15 protein-coding genes are annotated in these 18,022 nt (G+C 62.8%); 2 read left to right on the top strand and 13 right to left on the bottom strand.

Translation table 11 applies throughout. The features are described 5' to 3' along the window. Positions 1 to 251 precede the first annotated feature (251 nt). The 3 genes from SIN04_RS11115 to SIN04_RS11105 form a co-directional block, all read right to left on the bottom strand. A complete protein-coding gene (locus tag SIN04_RS11115) occupies positions 252 to 3,707 on the bottom strand; it encodes a helicase-related protein (protein ID WP_134489159.1) in 3,456 nt (1,151 codons plus the stop codon). A gap of 690 nt (positions 3,708 to 4,397) precedes the next feature. Then, positions 4,398 to 4,709 carry a septal ring lytic transglycosylase RlpA family protein gene (locus SIN04_RS11110; RefSeq protein WP_244605775.1) on the bottom strand — a complete coding sequence of 104 codons (312 nt, stop codon included), beginning with the start codon at positions 4,707 to 4,709 and terminating at the stop codon, positions 4,398 to 4,400. A gap of 465 nt (positions 4,710 to 5,174) precedes the next feature. Then, positions 5,175 to 6,104: a DMT family transporter gene (locus SIN04_RS11105; protein ID WP_134489157.1), complete on the bottom strand. Its 930-nt coding sequence runs from the start codon at positions 6,102 to 6,104 to the stop codon at positions 5,175 to 5,177. A 476-nt stretch (positions 6,105 to 6,580) separates the two neighbouring features. On the opposite strand from SIN04_RS11105, the gene SIN04_RS11100 reads away from it, so the two are divergent. Together SIN04_RS11100 and hisN are read left to right on the top strand one after the other, a co-directional pair. Then, complete coding sequence (locus tag SIN04_RS11100; RefSeq protein ID WP_134489155.1) at positions 6,581 to 6,772, top strand: hypothetical protein; 192 nt, start codon at positions 6,581 to 6,583, stop codon at positions 6,770 to 6,772. A gap of 445 nt (positions 6,773 to 7,217) precedes the next feature. After that, complete coding sequence (gene hisN, locus SIN04_RS11095; RefSeq protein WP_134489153.1) at positions 7,218 to 8,015, top strand: histidinol-phosphatase; 798 nt, start codon at positions 7,218 to 7,220, stop codon at positions 8,013 to 8,015. A 102-nt stretch (positions 8,016 to 8,117) separates the two neighbouring features. Here the strand turns inward: hisN and SIN04_RS11090 are convergent, their stop codons facing one another. From SIN04_RS11090 to cbiE, 10 genes are all read right to left on the bottom strand, one after another. Continuing rightward, the gene (locus tag SIN04_RS11090; protein ID WP_134489151.1) at positions 8,118 to 9,524 is read right to left on the bottom strand and encodes an NAD(P)(+) transhydrogenase (Re/Si-specific) subunit beta; all 1,407 of its coding nucleotides are present in this window, start codon (positions 9,522 to 9,524) and stop codon (positions 8,118 to 8,120) included. Between the two features lie 3 nt (positions 9,525 to 9,527). Beyond that, positions 9,528 to 9,971 carry an NAD(P) transhydrogenase subunit alpha gene (locus tag SIN04_RS11085; RefSeq protein WP_134489149.1) on the bottom strand — a complete coding sequence of 148 codons (444 nt, stop codon included), beginning with the start codon at positions 9,969 to 9,971 and terminating at the stop codon, positions 9,528 to 9,530. A 75-nt stretch (positions 9,972 to 10,046) separates the two neighbouring features. Next, a complete protein-coding gene (locus tag SIN04_RS11080) occupies positions 10,047 to 11,360 on the bottom strand; it encodes a Re/Si-specific NAD(P)(+) transhydrogenase subunit alpha (RefSeq protein ID WP_134489147.1) in 1,314 nt (437 codons plus the stop codon). Positions 11,361 to 11,441: 81 nt separating this feature from the next. Then, on the bottom strand, positions 11,442 to 11,591 hold the full coding sequence (locus SIN04_RS11075) for an aa3-type cytochrome c oxidase subunit IV (protein WP_134489145.1): 150 nt from the start codon (positions 11,589 to 11,591) through the stop codon (positions 11,442 to 11,444). A 168-nt stretch (positions 11,592 to 11,759) separates the two neighbouring features. Continuing rightward, on the bottom strand, positions 11,760 to 13,142 hold the full coding sequence (locus SIN04_RS11070; RefSeq protein WP_134489143.1) for an ABC1 kinase family protein: 1,383 nt from the start codon (positions 13,140 to 13,142) through the stop codon (positions 11,760 to 11,762). A 216-nt stretch (positions 13,143 to 13,358) separates the two neighbouring features. Continuing rightward, complete coding sequence (locus SIN04_RS11065) at positions 13,359 to 13,934, bottom strand: GNAT family N-acetyltransferase (RefSeq protein WP_166795913.1); 576 nt, start codon at positions 13,932 to 13,934, stop codon at positions 13,359 to 13,361. Between the two features lie 377 nt (positions 13,935 to 14,311). After that, positions 14,312 to 15,646 carry a cobyrinate a,c-diamide synthase gene (locus tag SIN04_RS11060; protein WP_341264442.1) on the bottom strand — a complete coding sequence of 445 codons (1,335 nt, stop codon included), beginning with the start codon at positions 15,644 to 15,646 and terminating at the stop codon, positions 14,312 to 14,314. Then, entirely contained in the window at positions 15,643 to 16,404 is a 762-nt protein-coding gene (gene cobM / locus SIN04_RS11055; protein WP_134489139.1) for a precorrin-4 C(11)-methyltransferase, read from the bottom strand. The genes SIN04_RS11060 and cobM overlap by 4 nt, the downstream gene beginning before the upstream one ends. Further along, a complete protein-coding gene (locus SIN04_RS11050; RefSeq protein ID WP_134489137.1) occupies positions 16,401 to 16,784 on the bottom strand; it encodes a cobalamin biosynthesis protein in 384 nt (127 codons plus the stop codon). The genes cobM and SIN04_RS11050 overlap by 4 nt, the downstream gene beginning before the upstream one ends. Beyond that, positions 16,781 to 18,004: a precorrin-6y C5,15-methyltransferase (decarboxylating) subunit CbiE gene (gene cbiE / locus SIN04_RS11045; RefSeq protein WP_134489135.1), complete on the bottom strand. Its 1,224-nt coding sequence runs from the start codon at positions 18,002 to 18,004 to the stop codon at positions 16,781 to 16,783. Before cbiE ends, SIN04_RS11050 begins: the two co-directional genes overlap by 4 nt. Positions 18,005 to 18,022 lie beyond the last annotated feature (18 nt).

The following is an 18,022-nucleotide window of genomic DNA, read 5'->3' as shown; positions in this document are numbered from 1 at the left end:
CCGGTCCCGCGGCCTCGCGGCCACCAATCCTATCACGCCGCTCCGTGTCTTTCCTAACGCCAACATCCTTAAGCGTTTCCAGGGCATATTCCGGTCGGTTTGAATCGATCTGATCGGAATATGCTCAAGCTTTTGAATCTGGCGCGGTTTCTATCGACCGAATGATTCCATCCGGTCGGAAAGCGCTCTGGAGCATGACGCCGAAAAAGCTGGAGGTTTTTCGGGCGCGCATCATACGGTAAAGGCAAAGGCTAGCTGTCCTGCTTGTTTTTTTCTTCCAAAGTGGCTTTCAGCGCGAGGAGCTTCGCGAAAGGAGAGTTCGGATCGGGCGGCCGATCATAGGATTTCTTTTCGGTCGATGCGAAGGGCCCGCGGCTGTGACGCCGGTCCGCGTCGTTCGGCCGGCTATGGGCGCGATTCGCGCCGCCATTCGGCCCGCTCTCGCGCCGGTCGCGTTGACCCTCGAAGCGGGGCCGCCCCGCGCCGGCGCGCGCGGGCTGGCCCGATCCTGGCTGGCGGCCTCCCTTGTCATTGCGGCCGCGCTCCTCGCCCGCCGCGTGTCCGGCGGCGCCCTCGGAATTCTCAACGCGAATCTCGATGCCGGGTCGTTCGGGGTGGCGATTCGGCCGCCGTCTCTCGGGGCGGGCTTCCGGCGTCTCACCAGCGCCAGTCTTCGCTTCTTCCGGCGCCGCATTCCGCCGCTCCGGCCTTTTGCCGCCGCGCGGTTCGGCCCGGCGCGCATGGTGATGCTGACGATGCGGCCGCCATACCTCGATCAGAACGGGCGGGGCGGCCTCCGCGGGATCGGTCACTGTTTCCGCGGGCGCCTCGGACGTTGGCGTTTCGGCTTCGCTTAGTGACGCGTCGGCAGAGGGCGCCGGCTCCGCTTCGGCTTCCATCACGAGGCTCGGCGTTTCGATCGGCGTCGCGTTCAAAATCTCGGCCTCGTCGATCGGCGCGGCCTCCGCGATGACTTCGTCGAGCGCCGCGGCTTCATCGACGGTGGCCGGATCGTTCGGCTGGTCGCCGGAGGAGGCAAGGCTCGGCGCGGTTTCCCCGGCGTCCGCCGCCGAGGGCGAGGGCTCCCCCTGCGGCTGAAAATCCGCGTTTTCCTCCGATGGCCGATCTTCCGATGGCCGATCTTCGCCGGACGCTTCATGCGGCTGCGGCGTGAGCGGCTGCGGCGCGAGCGGTTCCGTCGCGGCCTTGGGAACCAGGGACGCCGTGATGGGCGGGCCCGCCCGGCGATCCAGCACATAGCCGAGCGAGCGCAGAATGGACGCAAAGCTCTCGCCGGAGCAGCCGGCAAGCGACGTCATTGCGACTGTGACGACGAAACCGTCGCCGTCGGCGGCGCCAGGCGGCGGATCGCCGGGGGTCACGCCCGGCCGATAAGCGACGGCTGGCCGGATGAGATCTGCGAGCCGTTCCAGAATATCGACGCGCACGGCGCGGTCGCCGCAAACCCGAAAGCCAGCGGCCCTATAAAATCCCTTCTGAACGTCTTTGTCGGCGATGAAGGACGTGCGGCCGGAGGCGGCCAGATGCGGCACGTCGTCGAGGCCCTTGACCTCCTCGACGCCGCCATTCTTCAACGCCCAAAGCTGGGCTGCGAGCGCGCGCGGAGCGGGTTTGACCAGATTGGGCAGATAAAGATGGTAGGCGCCGAAGCGAATGCCGAATTTCCTCAGCGCCGCCCGCGCTTCCTGCGGCAAGGATTTGACGTCGTCGGCGACTTTTGCGCGGTCGAGCACGCCGAGCGATTCGGCGATCTGGAACGCGATTCCGCGCGCGATCCCTTCGACACCTTCCGCCTTTTCGAGGTCGGCGAGGGGGCCGAGCAGCTTCTTGACGTGTTGGGCCAGCCACAGGTCGAGCCGGCGCTGAACGGTTTCGAGCGCGGGACCTGTCAGCTGATCGTCCGCCAGAATGCGCACGGTCGGCTCCAGCACATGCGCGCCGGCGGCGATCTTGGCCACCGGCTCGCCGAGCCAGCGGATGACGCCGTCATTGGCGAGGACGAAGGCCTCGTCGACAGCCTCATGAACGCGCGCCGCGCGGCCTTCGATTTCGCTCGCGAGGGCCTTTTGCGCCGCGGCGTTCAAGGCCTTCGCGGCTTCGCCAACCGCATGGGGGTCAGCCGTGAAGCGAAATCCATTGAGTTGGCCGACGTGCTGGCCTTCGACCATCACGTCTCCGCTTGTGGTGACTTCCGCTTCCAACATGGCGTTCTCTCTCAAGCGGCGCATCAGCACGCTTGCCCTTCGGTCGACGAACCTCTGGGCGAGACGCGCATGCAAAGCGTCCGACAACGTGTCCTCTACCTGACGCGCGATCCCCTGCCAATGCTCAGGATCACGCAACCAGTCGGATCGATTGGCGATGAAGGTCCAGGTCCGCACCTGCGCGATCCGCGCGGACAGGGCGTCGAGGTCGCCGTCGACCCGATCGAGAGACCCGATGTGGCGCGCGAACCAATCATCCGGAATATGGCCGGCGCGCACAACAAACCCGTAGATCGAAAGGACGAGCTCGGCGTGCGCCGCCGGAGACAATTTACGATAATCGGGAATTTGGCAACAGTCCCAGAGCCGCGCGATGTCGGCGCGCGTCTTCGCCTCGCGAATGACCTTCTCGTCGCGAGCCGCGATGTCGAGCACAAGTTGGTCTTCGGCTAGAGGGGCGCGCGTCAGTCCGGGCTCTTTGGGCAGCACGTCGAGCGATGCGACGAGCTCGCGGATCGAGGAAAAATCAAGCGAAGCGTTGCGCCATTGCAACAGCCTGACGCTGTCGAAACGATGATCTTCAAGCGCTTCGACGAGTTCTTCGTCAAAGGGAAGGCAGCGGCCGGTGGTGCCGAATGTGCCGTCCCGCAAATGGCGCCCGGCGCGGCCGGCGATCTGCCCGAATTCGGCGGGCGTCAGGCGGCGATACTGCCAGCCGTCGAATTTGCGGTCGGCGGCGAAGGCGATGTGCTCGACGTCGAGGTTGAGGCCCATGCCGATCGCGTCGGTGGCGATGATATAGTCGACGTCGCCGTTCTGAAACATTTCGACCTGCGCGTTGCGAGTGCGCGGCGATAGAGCCCCAAGCACGACCGCGGCGCCGCCGCGCTGACGGCGAATCCATTCGGCGATGGCGTAAACATCTTCAGCCGAGAACGCGACGATGGCGCTGCGGCGGGGCAGGCGCGTCATTTTCCTTTCGCCGGCGAAGCTCAACTGGGAAAGGCGCTGCCGCGACAGGATTTTGACGCCGGGCAAAAGCTCCTGCACCGCCCTTTGCATGGTGGCCGCGCCGATCAGAAGGGTCTCCGACCGGCCGCGCTGGTTGAGCAGCCGATCGGTGAAGACGTGCCCGCGATCGAGGTCGGCCGCGAGCTGGATCTCATCCACGGCGACAAAATCGAGATCGAGGTCGCGCGGCATGGCTTCGACCGTGGAGACGAAATAGCGCGCGCCTTTCGGCTTGATTTTCTCCTCGCCCGTGATGAGGGCGACGGCGGCCGGCCCAACCTTCTCGACGACGCGATTATAAACTTCGCGGGCGAGGAGCCTCAGCGGCAGGCCGATCATCCCGCTCTTATGCGCCAGCATCCGTTCGATGGCGTAATGCGTCTTGCCGGTGTTCGTTGGGCCGAGCACGGCCGTGACGCCCCGCGCGCGATTCAGCTGAGGCGGCCTGGGTCCGGGAAAAGTGACGTTCATGGTTAATCGCCGGGTTGCGCGACGCCAGGGCATTTTCAGCAAAAGTGGACGCCGGTTTTGCTGAAAATGCCCTGGCCTCTTGATGAGAGCGATTTCGAAACGGTTGAGTGATTCGACTCAACCTGAAACCGTTCCAGGAAAAGATCGACGAATGAAATCAAGGAACCGGGAATCCTGATGAGGGGGCTCCGCCTCGAACGGCGGCGAAAGCTGACGGTTCCTTCCGCTCCTTGAGACCAGGCGTCCCATCCTCCTCGATCCGGCCTCGCAGTCGAAACGCAGTCTTGCGCCGGCCTCGCCGCGTAGCCTCGCAGGCCTTGCGAAAGAGCCGTGGCGCAACGGCGCACTTTCGCCCTTCGTGTATCATAATGGCGCTCGCTTGCGCAGCATTCTTTACGCTTCGAACGAGAGTGGAACGAATCGCGCCCGAATCGGCGCCTGGAGCCGAATCAGGGTTTGTTCCCTGCGAGATATTGAAGACGGAAGCCAGTCTTCCACTATGTGTAGTGATTTTGCGGTGTTTTGGACCGAAGGCGCGGCGTCGTTCATAGGCGTGGCTCCTTGGCCTCGCAAGGACTCCGAAGAACGGTTCTGTCAAGCGCCCTGAGCGAGGACGGCGCCGCGGAGAAAGCGGATCGGCGAGAGTCCGGCGCCGTCCGGCGAGACGTTCGGCCGATCCGCAAAACGATGTTAGTTCGCGACCGTCTGCATGGTCACATTGGCAACACCGGCGTGACGGAATCCGAGCGCGTCCGCAGCGCCGGTCGACACGTCGATGATGCGCCCTGCGATGTACGGCCCTCGATCGTTGACGACCAGCACAACGGAACGGTGGTTCGCGAGGTTGGTGACGCGAACATGGGTGCCAAAAGCCAGGGAACGGTGAGCGCAAGTCATATGGCCCCGCGCGCCATAGTAAGAGGCTTTGCCTGTCCAGCTCTGCGCTTCGGCGCCGACTGAAGAGATGAGCAACGCGGCCACCACCATGATATATTTATTCAATATTAAAACTCCATACACGTTTCAATGTCCGCTCATATACGAGCAGAGTGCGTCTATGGATGGATTATGTGATTAAAAAGTGGCAATGTATCATAGTATATTATATCTGTATTGTACAAATATACGCTAACTATTGTGTCATTATGTGACTTTGCCACATATGTGGTGAAGTATAATAGACTTATGTTTGTCTATATCATTCGTATGAAAACTGCTTATCCGAATGTCATTTACAAAAATTGGCTCCGAGCGGATGTCGTGCCGAAGATGACTGAGCCGGAGCCATTGGCGCTCATGCAATAAAGCGCAAGCAGTGGCGGGCGCAGAGCGGCGGATTCCCAGAAGAGGGTTCTGGAGGATATTTCGATCAGATCGGTTGGATCTGATCGACAAGAATATGCTCAAGCTTTTGAATCTGGAGCGATTTCTGATCGATCGAATGGCTCCGTTCGATCGGAAAGCGCCCTAGGCGCGGAACAGGATCACGACCCCGGTGACGATCATGGCGATGCCGAGCGCGTCACGAGGCGATGCGCCCTGCTTGAAAAGTCGCCGCGAGACCATCTGCGCGAAGATCACTTCGACGAGGCCCAAGGTGCGTACGCGGGCCGCGCTATCGATGGCGAAGGCGAGAAACCAGAATTGGGAGGCGAAAGCCCCAAGAAAGCCGGCGAGCAGCGACGGCCTCCATTCGGCCGCGATCGCTCGCAGCAAAGGGCGGTTGGTGAGGCCAAGATGCAAGAGGATCGCCAGCGTCTGGACGAGCAGCCCGATGACGAGCGCCGTCGACGCGGCGACGAGGAACGTTGGACCGTCGAGAGCGAGGATTGCGCCGCGAAAGCCGACCGCCGAGATTGCAAAGCAAGCTCCGGCGCAAAGGCCAAGAATGGCCGGGCTCCTGTACGCTGGAACCGCCTCGGCCGATGTTTTCGGCGAAGGGATCCGCCCGGATCCGGGCCACGATAGGACGAGGACGCCGATCGTCGCCACAAAGATTGAAAGCGCGGTCGGGCCAGTCAGGCGGTCGCCGAGAAACACCAAGCCGAACAAGGCAACCTGCAAGGGCTCCGTCTTGGTATAGGCGATCGTTACCACGAAGGAGCGCTCGCGCATGGCTGCGAGCATCAATCCGGTTGCGAGCACCTGGGCCAAAGCGCCGACAAAAATCCAGCTAAGCGCGTGACTTCCTATGGGAGTGGGATGGCGGCCAGTGAGGCCCACCACGACCCCCAGAAACAGAAGAGCGAATGGGAGTCCGTACAGAAACCGCACATAAGCGGCGCCGGCGGCGCCAACGTCATCGAGAAGGTCACGCTGCGCGGCGTTCCGTAACGTTTGCGCCGCTGCCGCCGTGATGGTGAAGACGATCCAAAGCCAGGGAGGCAGAAAGGGCACGCAATTTCCAGTGTAGCTTGCTCAGGCGAAAAGCGAGAATGGAGCTCATTCCCTTCTAGCCGGAAGGCCGAGAAAAATGTGATCGCCCTCGGCGCTTCAATGATCTTTTTGAACAAGCTCAGATTGGAGAAGAAAGTCTTTCGATTCCATGTAGATAGAATCTATTGCGCAGCGTGCTCCAATGGCGTGACGCAACTGACGCGATAAAAAGATGGTCGATTTGTCGCAGGGCGTCTTTTCATTCACGAAGAAATGCACTACCGTAACATTTGTAAGCGCTGCCGTAGCCGGAGAAATCCAGTTGCTCGCGCGGCGCTTATCATCAGCGAACGCAAAATCCGGATGCCGCAAAAAGCCGGAGCGCGAGCCAAGAACGTAAAGAGGCCGACTGGCTTTGCCAGTAGCGGTTCAAGTCTAGGGAGGGGCCTAAAGAGAGCGTCGCGACGATCCAGTTGCCGCGGGGTGATCTAACTAAAGTGCGGCGCACTAAAAAGCTCAAAGCCAAGAAGCGCCAAACGCAATTCCAGGGAAAATCCTTAAAACAGCAAAGCGAAGAGGTCTATCAGGGCCGCTCATCATTTTATCGGAATGGTGATGGTTTGGCTATGCCGTGGCTCGGATTTTTCGGGCGACTTGACGACGAGGCCGCGCAAAATGCGGTCTCGTAACTTTATTTGCGAACGCTGGCGCGCAAGGCATTCCGGTTTTTCGTCGCATATTCCGGGGTCGACGATAGCAGGAAAAGCTTTTGCGCTCCGGCCAAAAATAAAGAGGCCGCTTGCGTTACCACAAGCGGCCCAAGTCTAGGGAGGAAACGCCCAAGGAGGGCATCGGCGGCAACAACGTTGCCGCACCGCAATAATATGCACGTGCAGCGCACAAAAAGCAAGCCCTGTTGACCTATTTTTTGACGCCTGCGTCAAGAAGGCTCAATCGCTTGATTTATATTGAATTTTTGACCTTCGTCGCGCGCGGGGGCGTGTTTGTTTGAATAAATTCGGAAAAAAGCCGCCCCAGTTTACAGACCGCCAGATTCACTTGCGGCGGGCGGCCCGCCGTGTCAACGAGCGTTAGCTCCAACCATCCCCGCAGGGGCTCAGGAAAAGCACGCTCATGACAGCTGTGGACTTCGCCGCGTTCGTCGAGAATCTTGCCGATATCGCCAGCGATACGATTCTGCCCTTCTTTCGAACCGCTCTCGGCGCTGAAGACAAAAATGTCGGCGGCGCTTTCGATCCTGTGACTGAGGCGGATCACGCGGCCGAATCGGCCATGCGACGGCTTATTATCGAAACCTTTCCTGACCACGGCATCATTGGCGAGGAGTTCGGCTCGGTGCGGAGCGATGCGGACTATGTCTGGGTGCTGGATCCAATCGACGGGACCAAGAGCTTCATCGCCGGCATGCCGACCTGGGGCAGCCTCATCGGTCTGCTGCGCGAGGGTTCCCCAACCTATGGGATGATCGTTCAGCCTTTCACCCGCGAGCGCTTCGTCGGGGATGGCGTCGGCGCCCTCTGGCGCGGGCCCGGAGCCAATCGAGAGGTGATCGAGCGCAAACTCAAGACACGCGCCTGCGGCGATCTGTCGAAAGCGACTTTGCTGACCACGTCGCCGCTTCTCTACGCTGAATCGAAGCTTCCCGCCTTTCGCCGCGTCGAGGAGCGGGTCCGCCTCTCCCGCTACGGCGGCGATTGCTACGCTTTCGCCATGCTGGCCGCGGGTCACGTCGATTGCGTGATCGAATCGGGGCTCAAAATCTATGATATCGCGCCGCTCATCCCAATCATCGAAGGCGCGGGCGGGATTGTGACGAACTGGGATGGCGGCAGCGCGACGCAGGGCGGGGATATCGTCTCGAGCGGCAGCGCCGAACTGCACGACACGGTCCTCAAGCTGCTTCAGGGGTGAATCTCCCCGCGCGGCGGACGACGGCATGATCGGTTCGGCCCGGATCGACCATGCCCTGGAAACGCTCATGGGAAGCGGCGCCGCTTCCCATGAGGAGACATGCTATTCCATGGCGCGCAAAATCGACTCGACGACCTTTTTGGCGTCGCCGAACAGCATCGTCGTATTGGGCCGGAAAAACAGCTCATTTTCGACGCCGGCATAACCCGATCCCATGCCGCGCTTGACGAAAAGCACGTTCTTGGCGTTCTCGACGTCAAGGACGGGCATGCCGTAGATCGGCGACTTCGGGTCGGTTTTCGCCGCGGGGTTCGTGACGTCGTTCGCGCCGATGACAAAAGCCACGTCTGCGTGACTGAAGTCCTCATTGATTTCTTCGAGTTCAAAAACTTCGTCGTAAGGCACATTGGCCTCGGCCAGCAGAACGTTCATGTGGCCCGGCATGCGCCCGGCGACGGGATGGATCGCATATTTCACGTCCGCGCCATGCTTCTTCAGGACGTCGGCCATCTCCCGCAACGCATGTTGCGCCTGCGCCACCGCCATGCCGTAGCCCGGCACGACGATAACCTTTTTCGCCGCTTTCAGCAGTTTCGCCGCTTCTTCGGGCGTACCCTGCTTGACCGGGCGCGTTTCGGCGACCGCTCCGGCGGCGCCTGCGGCGGGAGCCGCCGTTTCTCCGCCAAAACCGCCCGCGATCACCGAGATGAAAGAGCGGTTCATCCCCTTGCACATGACGTAGGACAGAATGGCGCCCGATGAGCCGACGAGCGCGCCGGTGATGATTAGTGCGAGATTGCTCAAGGTGAAGCCGATGCCGACGGCGGCCCAGCCCGAATAGGAGTTGAGCATGGAAATGACGACCGGCATGTCGGCGCCGCCGATCGGCACGATCAAAAGCACGCCAAGCGCGAAGGCGACTATGGCGATAGCCCAGAAAACGACATGATCGCCGGTCGACGAAAACGCGATGATGAAAAGAAAGAGCAGAACGCCGAGAGCTATGTTGATCAGGTGCCGGTGCGGCAGGAGAATCGGCTTGCCGGACATGCGGCCGTCGAGTTTCAGAAAGGCGATGACCGATCCCGTGAAGGTGATCGCGCCGATCGCCGCCCCGAGCGACATTTCAACGAGGCTGCCGGCGTGAATTGGCGAGCCGAGCGCGAAGGCCGGCGGAGCGTTAAGGGCGCTCGCCGCGACGAGCACGGCGGCAAGGCCGACGAGCGCGTGAAACAGGGCGACGAGCTGCGGCATCGCCGTCATTTGAATGGTGCGCGCGCGCCACGTGCCGATGGCGCCGCCGATGGCGATGCCCGCGACCACGATGAGAAGGGAAAAGGCGCTCGCCGGCGGCTGATAGAACAGCGTGGTGACAATGGCGATCGCCATGCCGATCATGCCGGCGTGATTGCCTCGCCGCGACGTTTCCGGCGAGGACAGACCCCGCAGCGCGTAAATAAAGAGCAGACCAGATGCGAGATAGAGCAGGGCCGCGAGATTGGCGTTCATCGATCAGCCCTTTTTCTTATACATCGCGAGCATGCGTTCGGTGACAAGAAAGCCGCCGAAGATATTGACCGACGCGAGGACGAGGGCGATGAAACCGAAAATCTTGGCTGCGAGGGCGCCGGCGCCCTCTCCGGCATGATCGCCGACCTCGACGCCCGCCGACAGCAGCGCTCCGACGACGATAACGGAGGAAATCGCGTTGGTGACCGACATCAGCGGCGTATGCAGGGCGGGTTTTACCGACCAGACGACGTAATAGCCGACGACCACGGCGAGCGCGAAAATCGCCAGGCGGAAGACGATCGGATCGATGACGCCGCCGGTCGCGGCATGAGCGCCGCCCGCCAGCTGATCGGCGTAGGTTTCCGCGTTTTCGGCGGCGTGGCGCGCCGCCGCGACAGCCTCATGCAGCCTTTGTAGAGCTTCTTGATCGATCTCGTTGGCCATCCGTGCCTCTCCCTCCGGTAGTCATATTTTGACGGGGTCTATCTGATTGGCGGCCCTTGCCGCCCACCTCTGGCGTCACGGCCCGGTCTGATTGGCGCCTTTGCCGGATCGCGTTCTTTGCCGCGGTTTGGCGGCGCCCGCCGGAGCTGCCAAGGCGTCGGGCGCAGCCTCGGCCTCGGGCTGAGCGGCCGGCTCGATCGTCGGGGCGGAGGATTCAGGGCGGTCGTCCCGCATCTCGGGCGCCTGCGCTGTGGCCGGCGCCTGGAAGTTTGGATGCGTGAGCGCTCCCTCCCGCGTTAGAACGGTCGCCTTGACGATTTCATCGTCCCAGTTGATCGCGAGATTTTTCGTTTCGGGATCAATCAGGGGTTTGAGGAAGGCAAGCAGGTTTCGGGCATAAAGCGCCGATGCCGTGGCCGGAACGCGCCCGGCGACGTTCAGATTGCCGATGATCTTGACGCCATTATCGGTGACGACGGTCTCGCCCGGCCTTGAGAGCTCGCAATTGCCGCCGCGCTCGACGGCGAGATCGATGATGATCGAGCCCGGCTGCATCGAGCGCACCATCTCCGCGGTGATGAGGATCGGAGCGGCGCGTCCGGGAATGAGCGCGGTCGTGACGACAATATCCTGCTTGGCGATATGGGAGGCGGTGAGGGCCGCCTGCTTTGCCTGATATTCGGGGGACATCGGCTTGGCGTAGCCGGCCGCGGTTTCGGCCGCGGCGAATTCATCGTCCTCAACGGCGATGAATTTCGCGCCGAGCGAGAGCACTTGCTCTTTGGTCGCTGGCCGGACGTCGGTCGCCGTCACGACGCCGCCGATCCGCCGCGCCGTCGCGATCGCCTGCAGGCCCGCGACGCCGACGCCCATGATGAAGATGCGGGCCGGCTGGACTGAGCCGGCGGCCGTCATCATCATGGGAATGGCGCGTTCATAGGCCGAGGCGGCGTCGATGACGGCGCGATAACCGGCGAGATTGGCCTGGCTCGACAGCACGTCCATCGTTTGAGCCCGCGTGATGCGCGGGATCAGCTCCATCGCAAACGCGCTGACGCCGGCGCCGGCGAGCGACTGCAATGCGTCAATGTGGTCGTAAGGGTCCAGAATGGCGAGGACGACGGCGCCGGGTTTGACGCCGGCGAGTTCCGCGGCTGTCGGCCGGCGCACCCGAAGCACGACGTCGGCGTCCTTTACAGCGGTGGCGGCGTCGGGCGCGATCGTCGCTCCGGCGGCGGCGTAAGCTTCGTCCAATATCGCGGAGTTGCGGCCGGCGCCCGTCTCGACCGTGACTTCCGCGCCGAGCGCGGCGAGCGATTTCACCGTCTCGGGGGTCGCCGCGACGCGGCTCTCAATGGCGTCGTTTTCGGCTTGGACGGCTATGCGCATATAAAATTCTCCGATTGTCATCGAGCTTTGGAGGCCAGAGGCTCAGTGCGGCCGGCGGGCGCCGGCGGTCGGATGGAAAGCTTAGCCTGCTATGATGGCCAATAAAATAAGGATGCCAGCCACTCCGGCGCCGCTGAAAGTGAGCAGGCGCAAGAACATTTTATATGTTTTTTCATGTTCCTCGTAATCGAGGCCCGAGGTGCTGATGGGTTGCGCGTGATCGTTCGTCATTGATCAGTCTCCTCCCGATGTGACATCCGCGAAGCTTTGGCCGCGAAGCTTTGGCCATGAGCTTTGGCCACGAAGCTTTGGCAATGAATCCCTCCCCATGCAAGAGGGCAAGCGGGAAAGCGCGACAATTTTGCATTAAGGCGAGGGGCCTCCCGAGAGATGTTTTGATCAATCCGGCGACGCGAGCCCGACGGCGGCGAGGGCGGCTGTCTGGCGTTCGCGCAACGCCTCGGCCGAAAAGACTCCGATCGCCTCATTGAACATGCGATGGAAGTTTAAGCGGGCGTCGAGATGCAGAAAGGCGCCGCCGAGGCCGATCGCGGCGCGATCCATGAAGACGAATTCGCGCGGCACCCGGACCGGCCCGTTTTTCTTCAGGGCCTGATGCACGAGAAAGGCCTGTTTGCGGCCGTATTGCGCCGGGGCGACGCCATCGGCCACAGTGCGCACGCGGTCGTCGAGCAGAGGCCCATAGATGAATCGCGCCCAGATGTTCAAGATCTCGGCCAACTCTTTGGTCAGTCCCTGAAATCCCCAGGTCTCATAGGCATGGAATGTGCGCGGAAAATCATTGTGGAGCAGGCCCTCATAGAGATCCACCACGCCGCCGACGAATTTTGGCGTGAAAATGCGGACACAGCCATAATCCAGCAGGTTAATGCCTGCCGCGCTTGCGACATCATCCGCCGAATGCCCGCGCTCGTTGAAAACCGTATAATTGCCAAGGTGCGGATCGCCGTGGATGACGCCGAACTGGCTGAACGGAATCCACCAGGCCTTGAACATCGCCGCCGCGATGCGCGCCCGCGCGGCCTCGTCCGCTCCGGTAAAACTGAGTAATTTGCCGCCTTCGAGCCAATCCATCGTGAGAAGGCGCGCAGTCGAAAGGTCGCTGCGGATGCGCGGCACGCGAATGTCGTCGAAATGCGCGAGAATGCCGGCGTAGAGCGCCGCATGCTTCGCCTCGCGCTCATAGTCGAGCTCCTCGCGGACGCGCTCGCCGATCTCCTGCGTCATTTCCCGCGTGTCGATGACGGGGTTGAGACGCCGGTGCACCGCGAACAAGACTTCGAGCTGGCTGAGGTCGGCCTCGACGGCCGATTTCATATCGGGGTATTGCAGCTTGCAGGCGAGCGGAGCGTCATCCTCGGCGACGGCCCGATGGACCTGACCGAGCGAGGCCGCGGCCGCGGGGTGCAGCTCGAAGCTTTTGAAACGCTCCCGCCAGTCCGGCCCGAGTTCGGCCTGCATCCGCCGCTTGACGAAAGCCGCGCCCATCGACGGCGCATCGCTCTGCAGCTTTTGCAGTTCGTCTGCATATTCGGGCGGGAGCACGTCCGGGATGGTCGCCATCATCTGGGCGACCTTCATCATTGGACCCTTGAGACCGCCGAGCGCTCGCGCCAGGGCGGCCGCGTTGCCGGCGTCGCCGCCGCGCGAACCGATGAGGCGCGCCCCGGCGATGCGCGCGGCGACCCCTCCGACATTCGCGCCGACGCGGGCGTAGCGCGCCGCGCGAGCTGAAAAGCGATTGGCTTCGTCGTCTCTCATGCAGATCCCTGGAAACACGAACCCGCAGGAGAGACAAGCCTCTCGAACAAAGTCACGCGTCAAACGCAGGACGCAGTGAGCCTGATCAATATTCCTCTTCGATCCTGCTCCGGCGTCCTGACCATTTGACTAGAGTTGATCGCCGGGGCGCCTGTCAACGCACGCCTGCGTCAATGCATCCATCGAAACACGGAGCGCGAGCCGCCGGGGGCGCCCTCAGCTTCCCGAAAGTTCAGCTTCGAGGCGCGCGTCGAGTTCGGCGAAATCGACGCGGACCTCGACGGCGTTGTCTTCGGTCCGCCGCGAACGGAAGCCGTGCTCGGCCACCATTTGCAGCATCTTGAAGTTGTCCGCGGAAATGGTCCCCGTGACCGCCTTCAGCCCGCGCCGTCTCGCGCAGAGAAGGATTTCGGTCATGAGCTGATATCCGAGGCCGTGCGCCTTGAAGTCGGAGCGCACCATAATGTCATATTCGGCCGTTTCGGAATCTGCATGCTCTTGTGCGATGTGCACGATGCCGAAGATTTCCTCGGGGCCCGACTCCGGCAGGGTTGTCGCGATGATGGCCGCCTCCGTTTCCGGATCAAGGCTTGTGAATTTTTCGGCCATTTTACCGGCGAAATCATGCACGGCGCCGAGGCAGCGGAAATGAATGTCCTCCGGCGAGGCATGGGAAAACATCTCTTCGAGACGCGCCCCGTCGTCGGGACGCACGTAGCGAAGCTGAAACAGCTCACCGTCCGGGAGCTTGATCGTATGTTGACGGTCTGACCGTCTGATCGGCTTGTTCATGAAGTTGGGCCTCATTGACCTTTTATTTTCAGCCGCGCCGCGAACAGGGTCACGCAGCGGCGCCAATCAAGCGGCGTCTTCAGCGCTTTGGCTTGATTGTTCGTTAAGATTGACAGAGAAGATGCCGTGAGCATGACAGAGCGGGCTGTCGCGGGGCCGATCGGCCTTTCGACAACACCCGCGGCGCTATTCCTGCTCGGTTTCGAACTACGTCGAATTGGCGTGGATCGGCCTTCTCTCGTCATCCATATATGCCTGCGCCCGAGTAATTTCGCAAGTGCAGCATTTTGCCGTCCGCCCCGGGGCGCCTCCCGACTTGACCGTTTCAGCCGGTGCGGCGGCGAGAAGTCGCAGCCGCACAAATGCTCCGGCGCGATCTATGCGGCGGCGATGATGTGAAAGAAACTGCCGCTCGTTTGCCCGCGCCGGCCGCCTTCCATGCGTTCGGCGCCGCCATGCGCGTCCCGAACCAGAGCGAAGGGGGCGTCGGTCTCGCTGGCGGCCAATGTCGTCGCATAATGAAATTCATGGCCGCGCAGGCTCGATCCAGCGGCGCCAAGCGGGTGGGCGGCGGCCAGCCGCGCGTCCCGATAGCCAAGATTCAGTTTGCGTTCTGCAAAGCTGAAGCTTTGAGACAGCAGCCCTGCCATCGCGTGAGCCTCGCCGGCTTTGTCGATGAGGCTCTGGCCCAGCACCATATAGCCGCCGCATTCGCCATGCACCGGCCTCGTCAAGGCAAATCGGCGGAGCCCCGCGAGAAACTGGCCGGAGGCGGCGAGCTTGCCGGCATGAAGCTCGGGATAGCCGCCGGGAAGCCAGCAGAGGTCGCAGTCAGGGGGAGGCGCCTCATCGGCCAGAGGCGAAAAGAAGCTGAGTTCCGCGCCGAGCCTGCGCCAGCCCTCCAGAATATGCGGATAGAGAAAAGAAAATGCGATATCCCGCGCGATGGCGATGCGCTGCGCTGGCGGGCGCAGAGCGGCGACCGGCGCCTGCTCGGGAAAAGATCCCGCGCGGGCCGACGCGCCAATGGCGTTGAGATCGCAATGCGCGCCGACGAAGGCCGCGATGGCGTCAAGCAGGGCGTCGAGACCCGCGATTTCCTCCGCCTGAACGAGTCCGAGATGACGTTCCGGCAAGTCGATTTTTGTCGTTCGCGGCAGGGCGCCGAGGACGGGAACGCCCAGCGCTGCAATCGCTTGCGCCGCGAGCCTTCGGTGGCGCTCGCTGGCGACGCGGTTCAAAACGACGCCGGCGATGTTAATACGCGAATCATAGGTCGCGCAGCCCTTGACCACGGCGGCGGCCGATTGCGCCTGGCCGCTTACGTCGACGCAGAGGAGAACCGGCCAGCCGAGCGCCGCCGCGACGTCCGCCGATGCTCCGCTGCGCCCGGGCGGCGCGATGACGCCGTCGAAAAGCCCCATCGAGCCCTCGCAGAGCACAAGATCGCAAGGCTCGCCATCCTTTGTCAGGCTGGCGGCGCCGGCGAGGGCGCACAGAAGCGGGGGGGCCATCGCCCAGCTGTCGAGATTGACGCTGTTTTGCCCGGTGGCGGCGGCGTGGAAGGCCGGATCAATATAATCCGGCCCGCATTTGGCGGCGCCGACGGCAAGGCCCTTGTTCCTGAAGGCGCGCATCAGACCAAGGGTCAGCACGGTCTTGCCGCTGCCGGAGCGCGGCGCGGCGATCAGAAGGCCGCGCGGAAAGCTCATCGCTCTCCCCCGCGAAAGCGGCGCTGATAATCCTTGTCGTAGAGCGCGCTCTCGCGGAAATCGCGCGCCTTAAGAACCTCGCCGACGAAGATCAAAGCGGTGCGCTCCATCGGCGCGGCGGCGAGCTGTTTGGCGATCGTTGCGAGCGTTCCGCGTAAAATCGTCTCGTCCGGCCAGGACGCGCGAAACACGATCGTCACGGGGCAATCGGCGCCGTAATGGGGCGTCAGCTCCGCGACCACGCGGTCGATGGCGTGAATGGAAAGGTGGATTGCGAGCGTCGTTCGCGTCGCGGCGAAAGCCGCGAGCGTTTCACGCGCCGGCATGGACGAGGCGCGCCCTTGCGTTCGGGTAAGCACGAGCGATTGCGCGACCTCCGGCAAGGTGAGTTCCGTGCCCAAAGCCGCCGCGGCGGCGGCGAAAGCTGGAACGCCGGGCGTGATCGTATAGGGAATGGCGAGCTGGTCGAGGCGGCGTAGCTGTTCGCCCATGGCGCTCCAGATCGAAAGATCGCCTGAGTGCAGGCGCGCCACGTCCTCGCCCGCCTCATGGCTGCGCAAAAATTCGGCCTCGATCTGATCAAGGTCCATGGCCGAGGTGTCGATGATCCGCGCGCCCGCCGGGCAATGCTCCAGCAGCGCGCGCGGAACAAGCGAGCCGGCAAAAAGACAGACGGGGCAGCGCGCGATGAGATCGCGGCCGCGCACCGTGATGAGATCGGGCGCGCCGGGTCCGGCGCCGATGAAATGAATGGTCATGACTGACGCTCTTTCGCGATAGCGCAGCTGGCGCAGGAGTCGCTGATGCGGGCAAGGATCAGTTCGGCGCCGGCGCCCGCCCCGGCCAGCGCGGCGGTCTCGGCGATCGACGGCAGGCCGAACATGTCGATGACTTTTTCCGATCGTGTCACTGCTCGTGGAGCCGCCTCGTCGAGAAGCTTGGGATCAAGAAAGACGAGCGGCATTTCAAGCTTTGCCGCCGCCTCGATCAGGCCGGGCTCCAAGTCCTTCGCCTGATGCGAATAAAGAGCGGCGGCCGACCCCTCGCAATGCGCGCGGGCGATGGCGCGGCGCACCAGCGCCACGATGGTCTCGCTGGCGCAATTTTTTCGGCATCCGACGCCGATTGCGATTTTCATTTCGTCACCGCCCATTGCGTGATGGGCATGGCCGGGCGCCAGCCGTGAAAACCGCCAAGAGGATCGGCCCGTGCGATCTCGATTTTCGTCAGTTCGCCGCCATGCGTCTTGAAGCGGCGGAAAAGCTCCGCCTGAGCCTCAAGCGTCACGGCGTTCATGACGAGCCGCCCGCCTGGCGCCAGCGCCGCGAAAGCCGCCTCGAAGATGGAGGGATCGCTGGAGCCGCCGCCGATGAAGATTGCTTGCGGCGGCGGCAGCTTCGAGAGAGCACCCGGCGCCTTGCCGCAAATGACGTCGATTTGCGGCGCGCCAAGATGTCTGGCGTTGCGCGCGATTCGCTCTGCCCGGTCAGGGCGCGCTTCGATCGCTATGGCGCGATTGGCGGGGTCGAGCAGCAGCCATTCGATGGCGATCGAGCCGGAGCCTGCGCCGATATCCCATAACAGATCCCCGCGCCGGGGCGTCAGCGCCGACAAAGTGAAGGCGCGGATATTGCGCTTGGTCAGCTGACCGTCATGCTCAAACAGGCCGTCGTCCAATCCGGCGCCGATCGGCAAAAAACATGATCTCGGCTCAAGCGGAATTTCGACGGCGACCAGATTGAGCGGATTGATCTCCTCAATATCGAAGGCCTCAGCAAGGCTCGACCGGATGCGTTCTCTCTCGCCGCCCATCGCCTCCATGACGGTGATGCGTGACGTCCCCAGTCCTCGCTCGCATAAAAGCGTTGCAATGCGTGGCGGGGTCGTCTCGTCCCAGGAGAGGCACAGGAGTTTTCCGCCGGGTTGGATGGCGGGGATGATGCGTTCGAAGTCGCGCCCATGGAGTGAAATAAGATCGCAGTTTTGCAGGCTCCAGTGCAGCCTTGCCGCGGCGAGGCTGAAGGCCGAGGGCGACGGAATGCAGAGCATTTCATCATGCGCGACATGCGCCGAAAGAAGGGCGCCGACGCCGTAGAAAAACGGATCGCCGGATGCAAGGACACAGACCGGCTCCCCCCGCCGCGCCAGAATCCGGGGCAGGGCCTGCGTGATCGGAGATGGCCAGATCATCGTCTCGACGTCGAGGGGACCGGCGAGCGCGAGATGGCGCGCGCCGCCGATGACGATTGAGGCTTGCGCGAGCAGCTCTCGCGCGGCAGGAGTGAGGCCGTCGACGCCGTCCTCGCCGATGCCGATGAGGGAGAGCCAGGGCTTTCCGGGCGCAGGCGACGCGGTCATGGCGCGAGCGGACAGGAG

This window comes from Methylocella tundrae, assembly GCF_038024855.1.
Classification (GTDB): domain Bacteria; phylum Pseudomonadota; class Alphaproteobacteria; order Rhizobiales; family Beijerinckiaceae; genus Methylocapsa; species Methylocapsa tundrae.
Note: the sequence above shows the minus strand (reverse complement) of the source record. Positions and strands in the feature narration are given on the sequence as shown.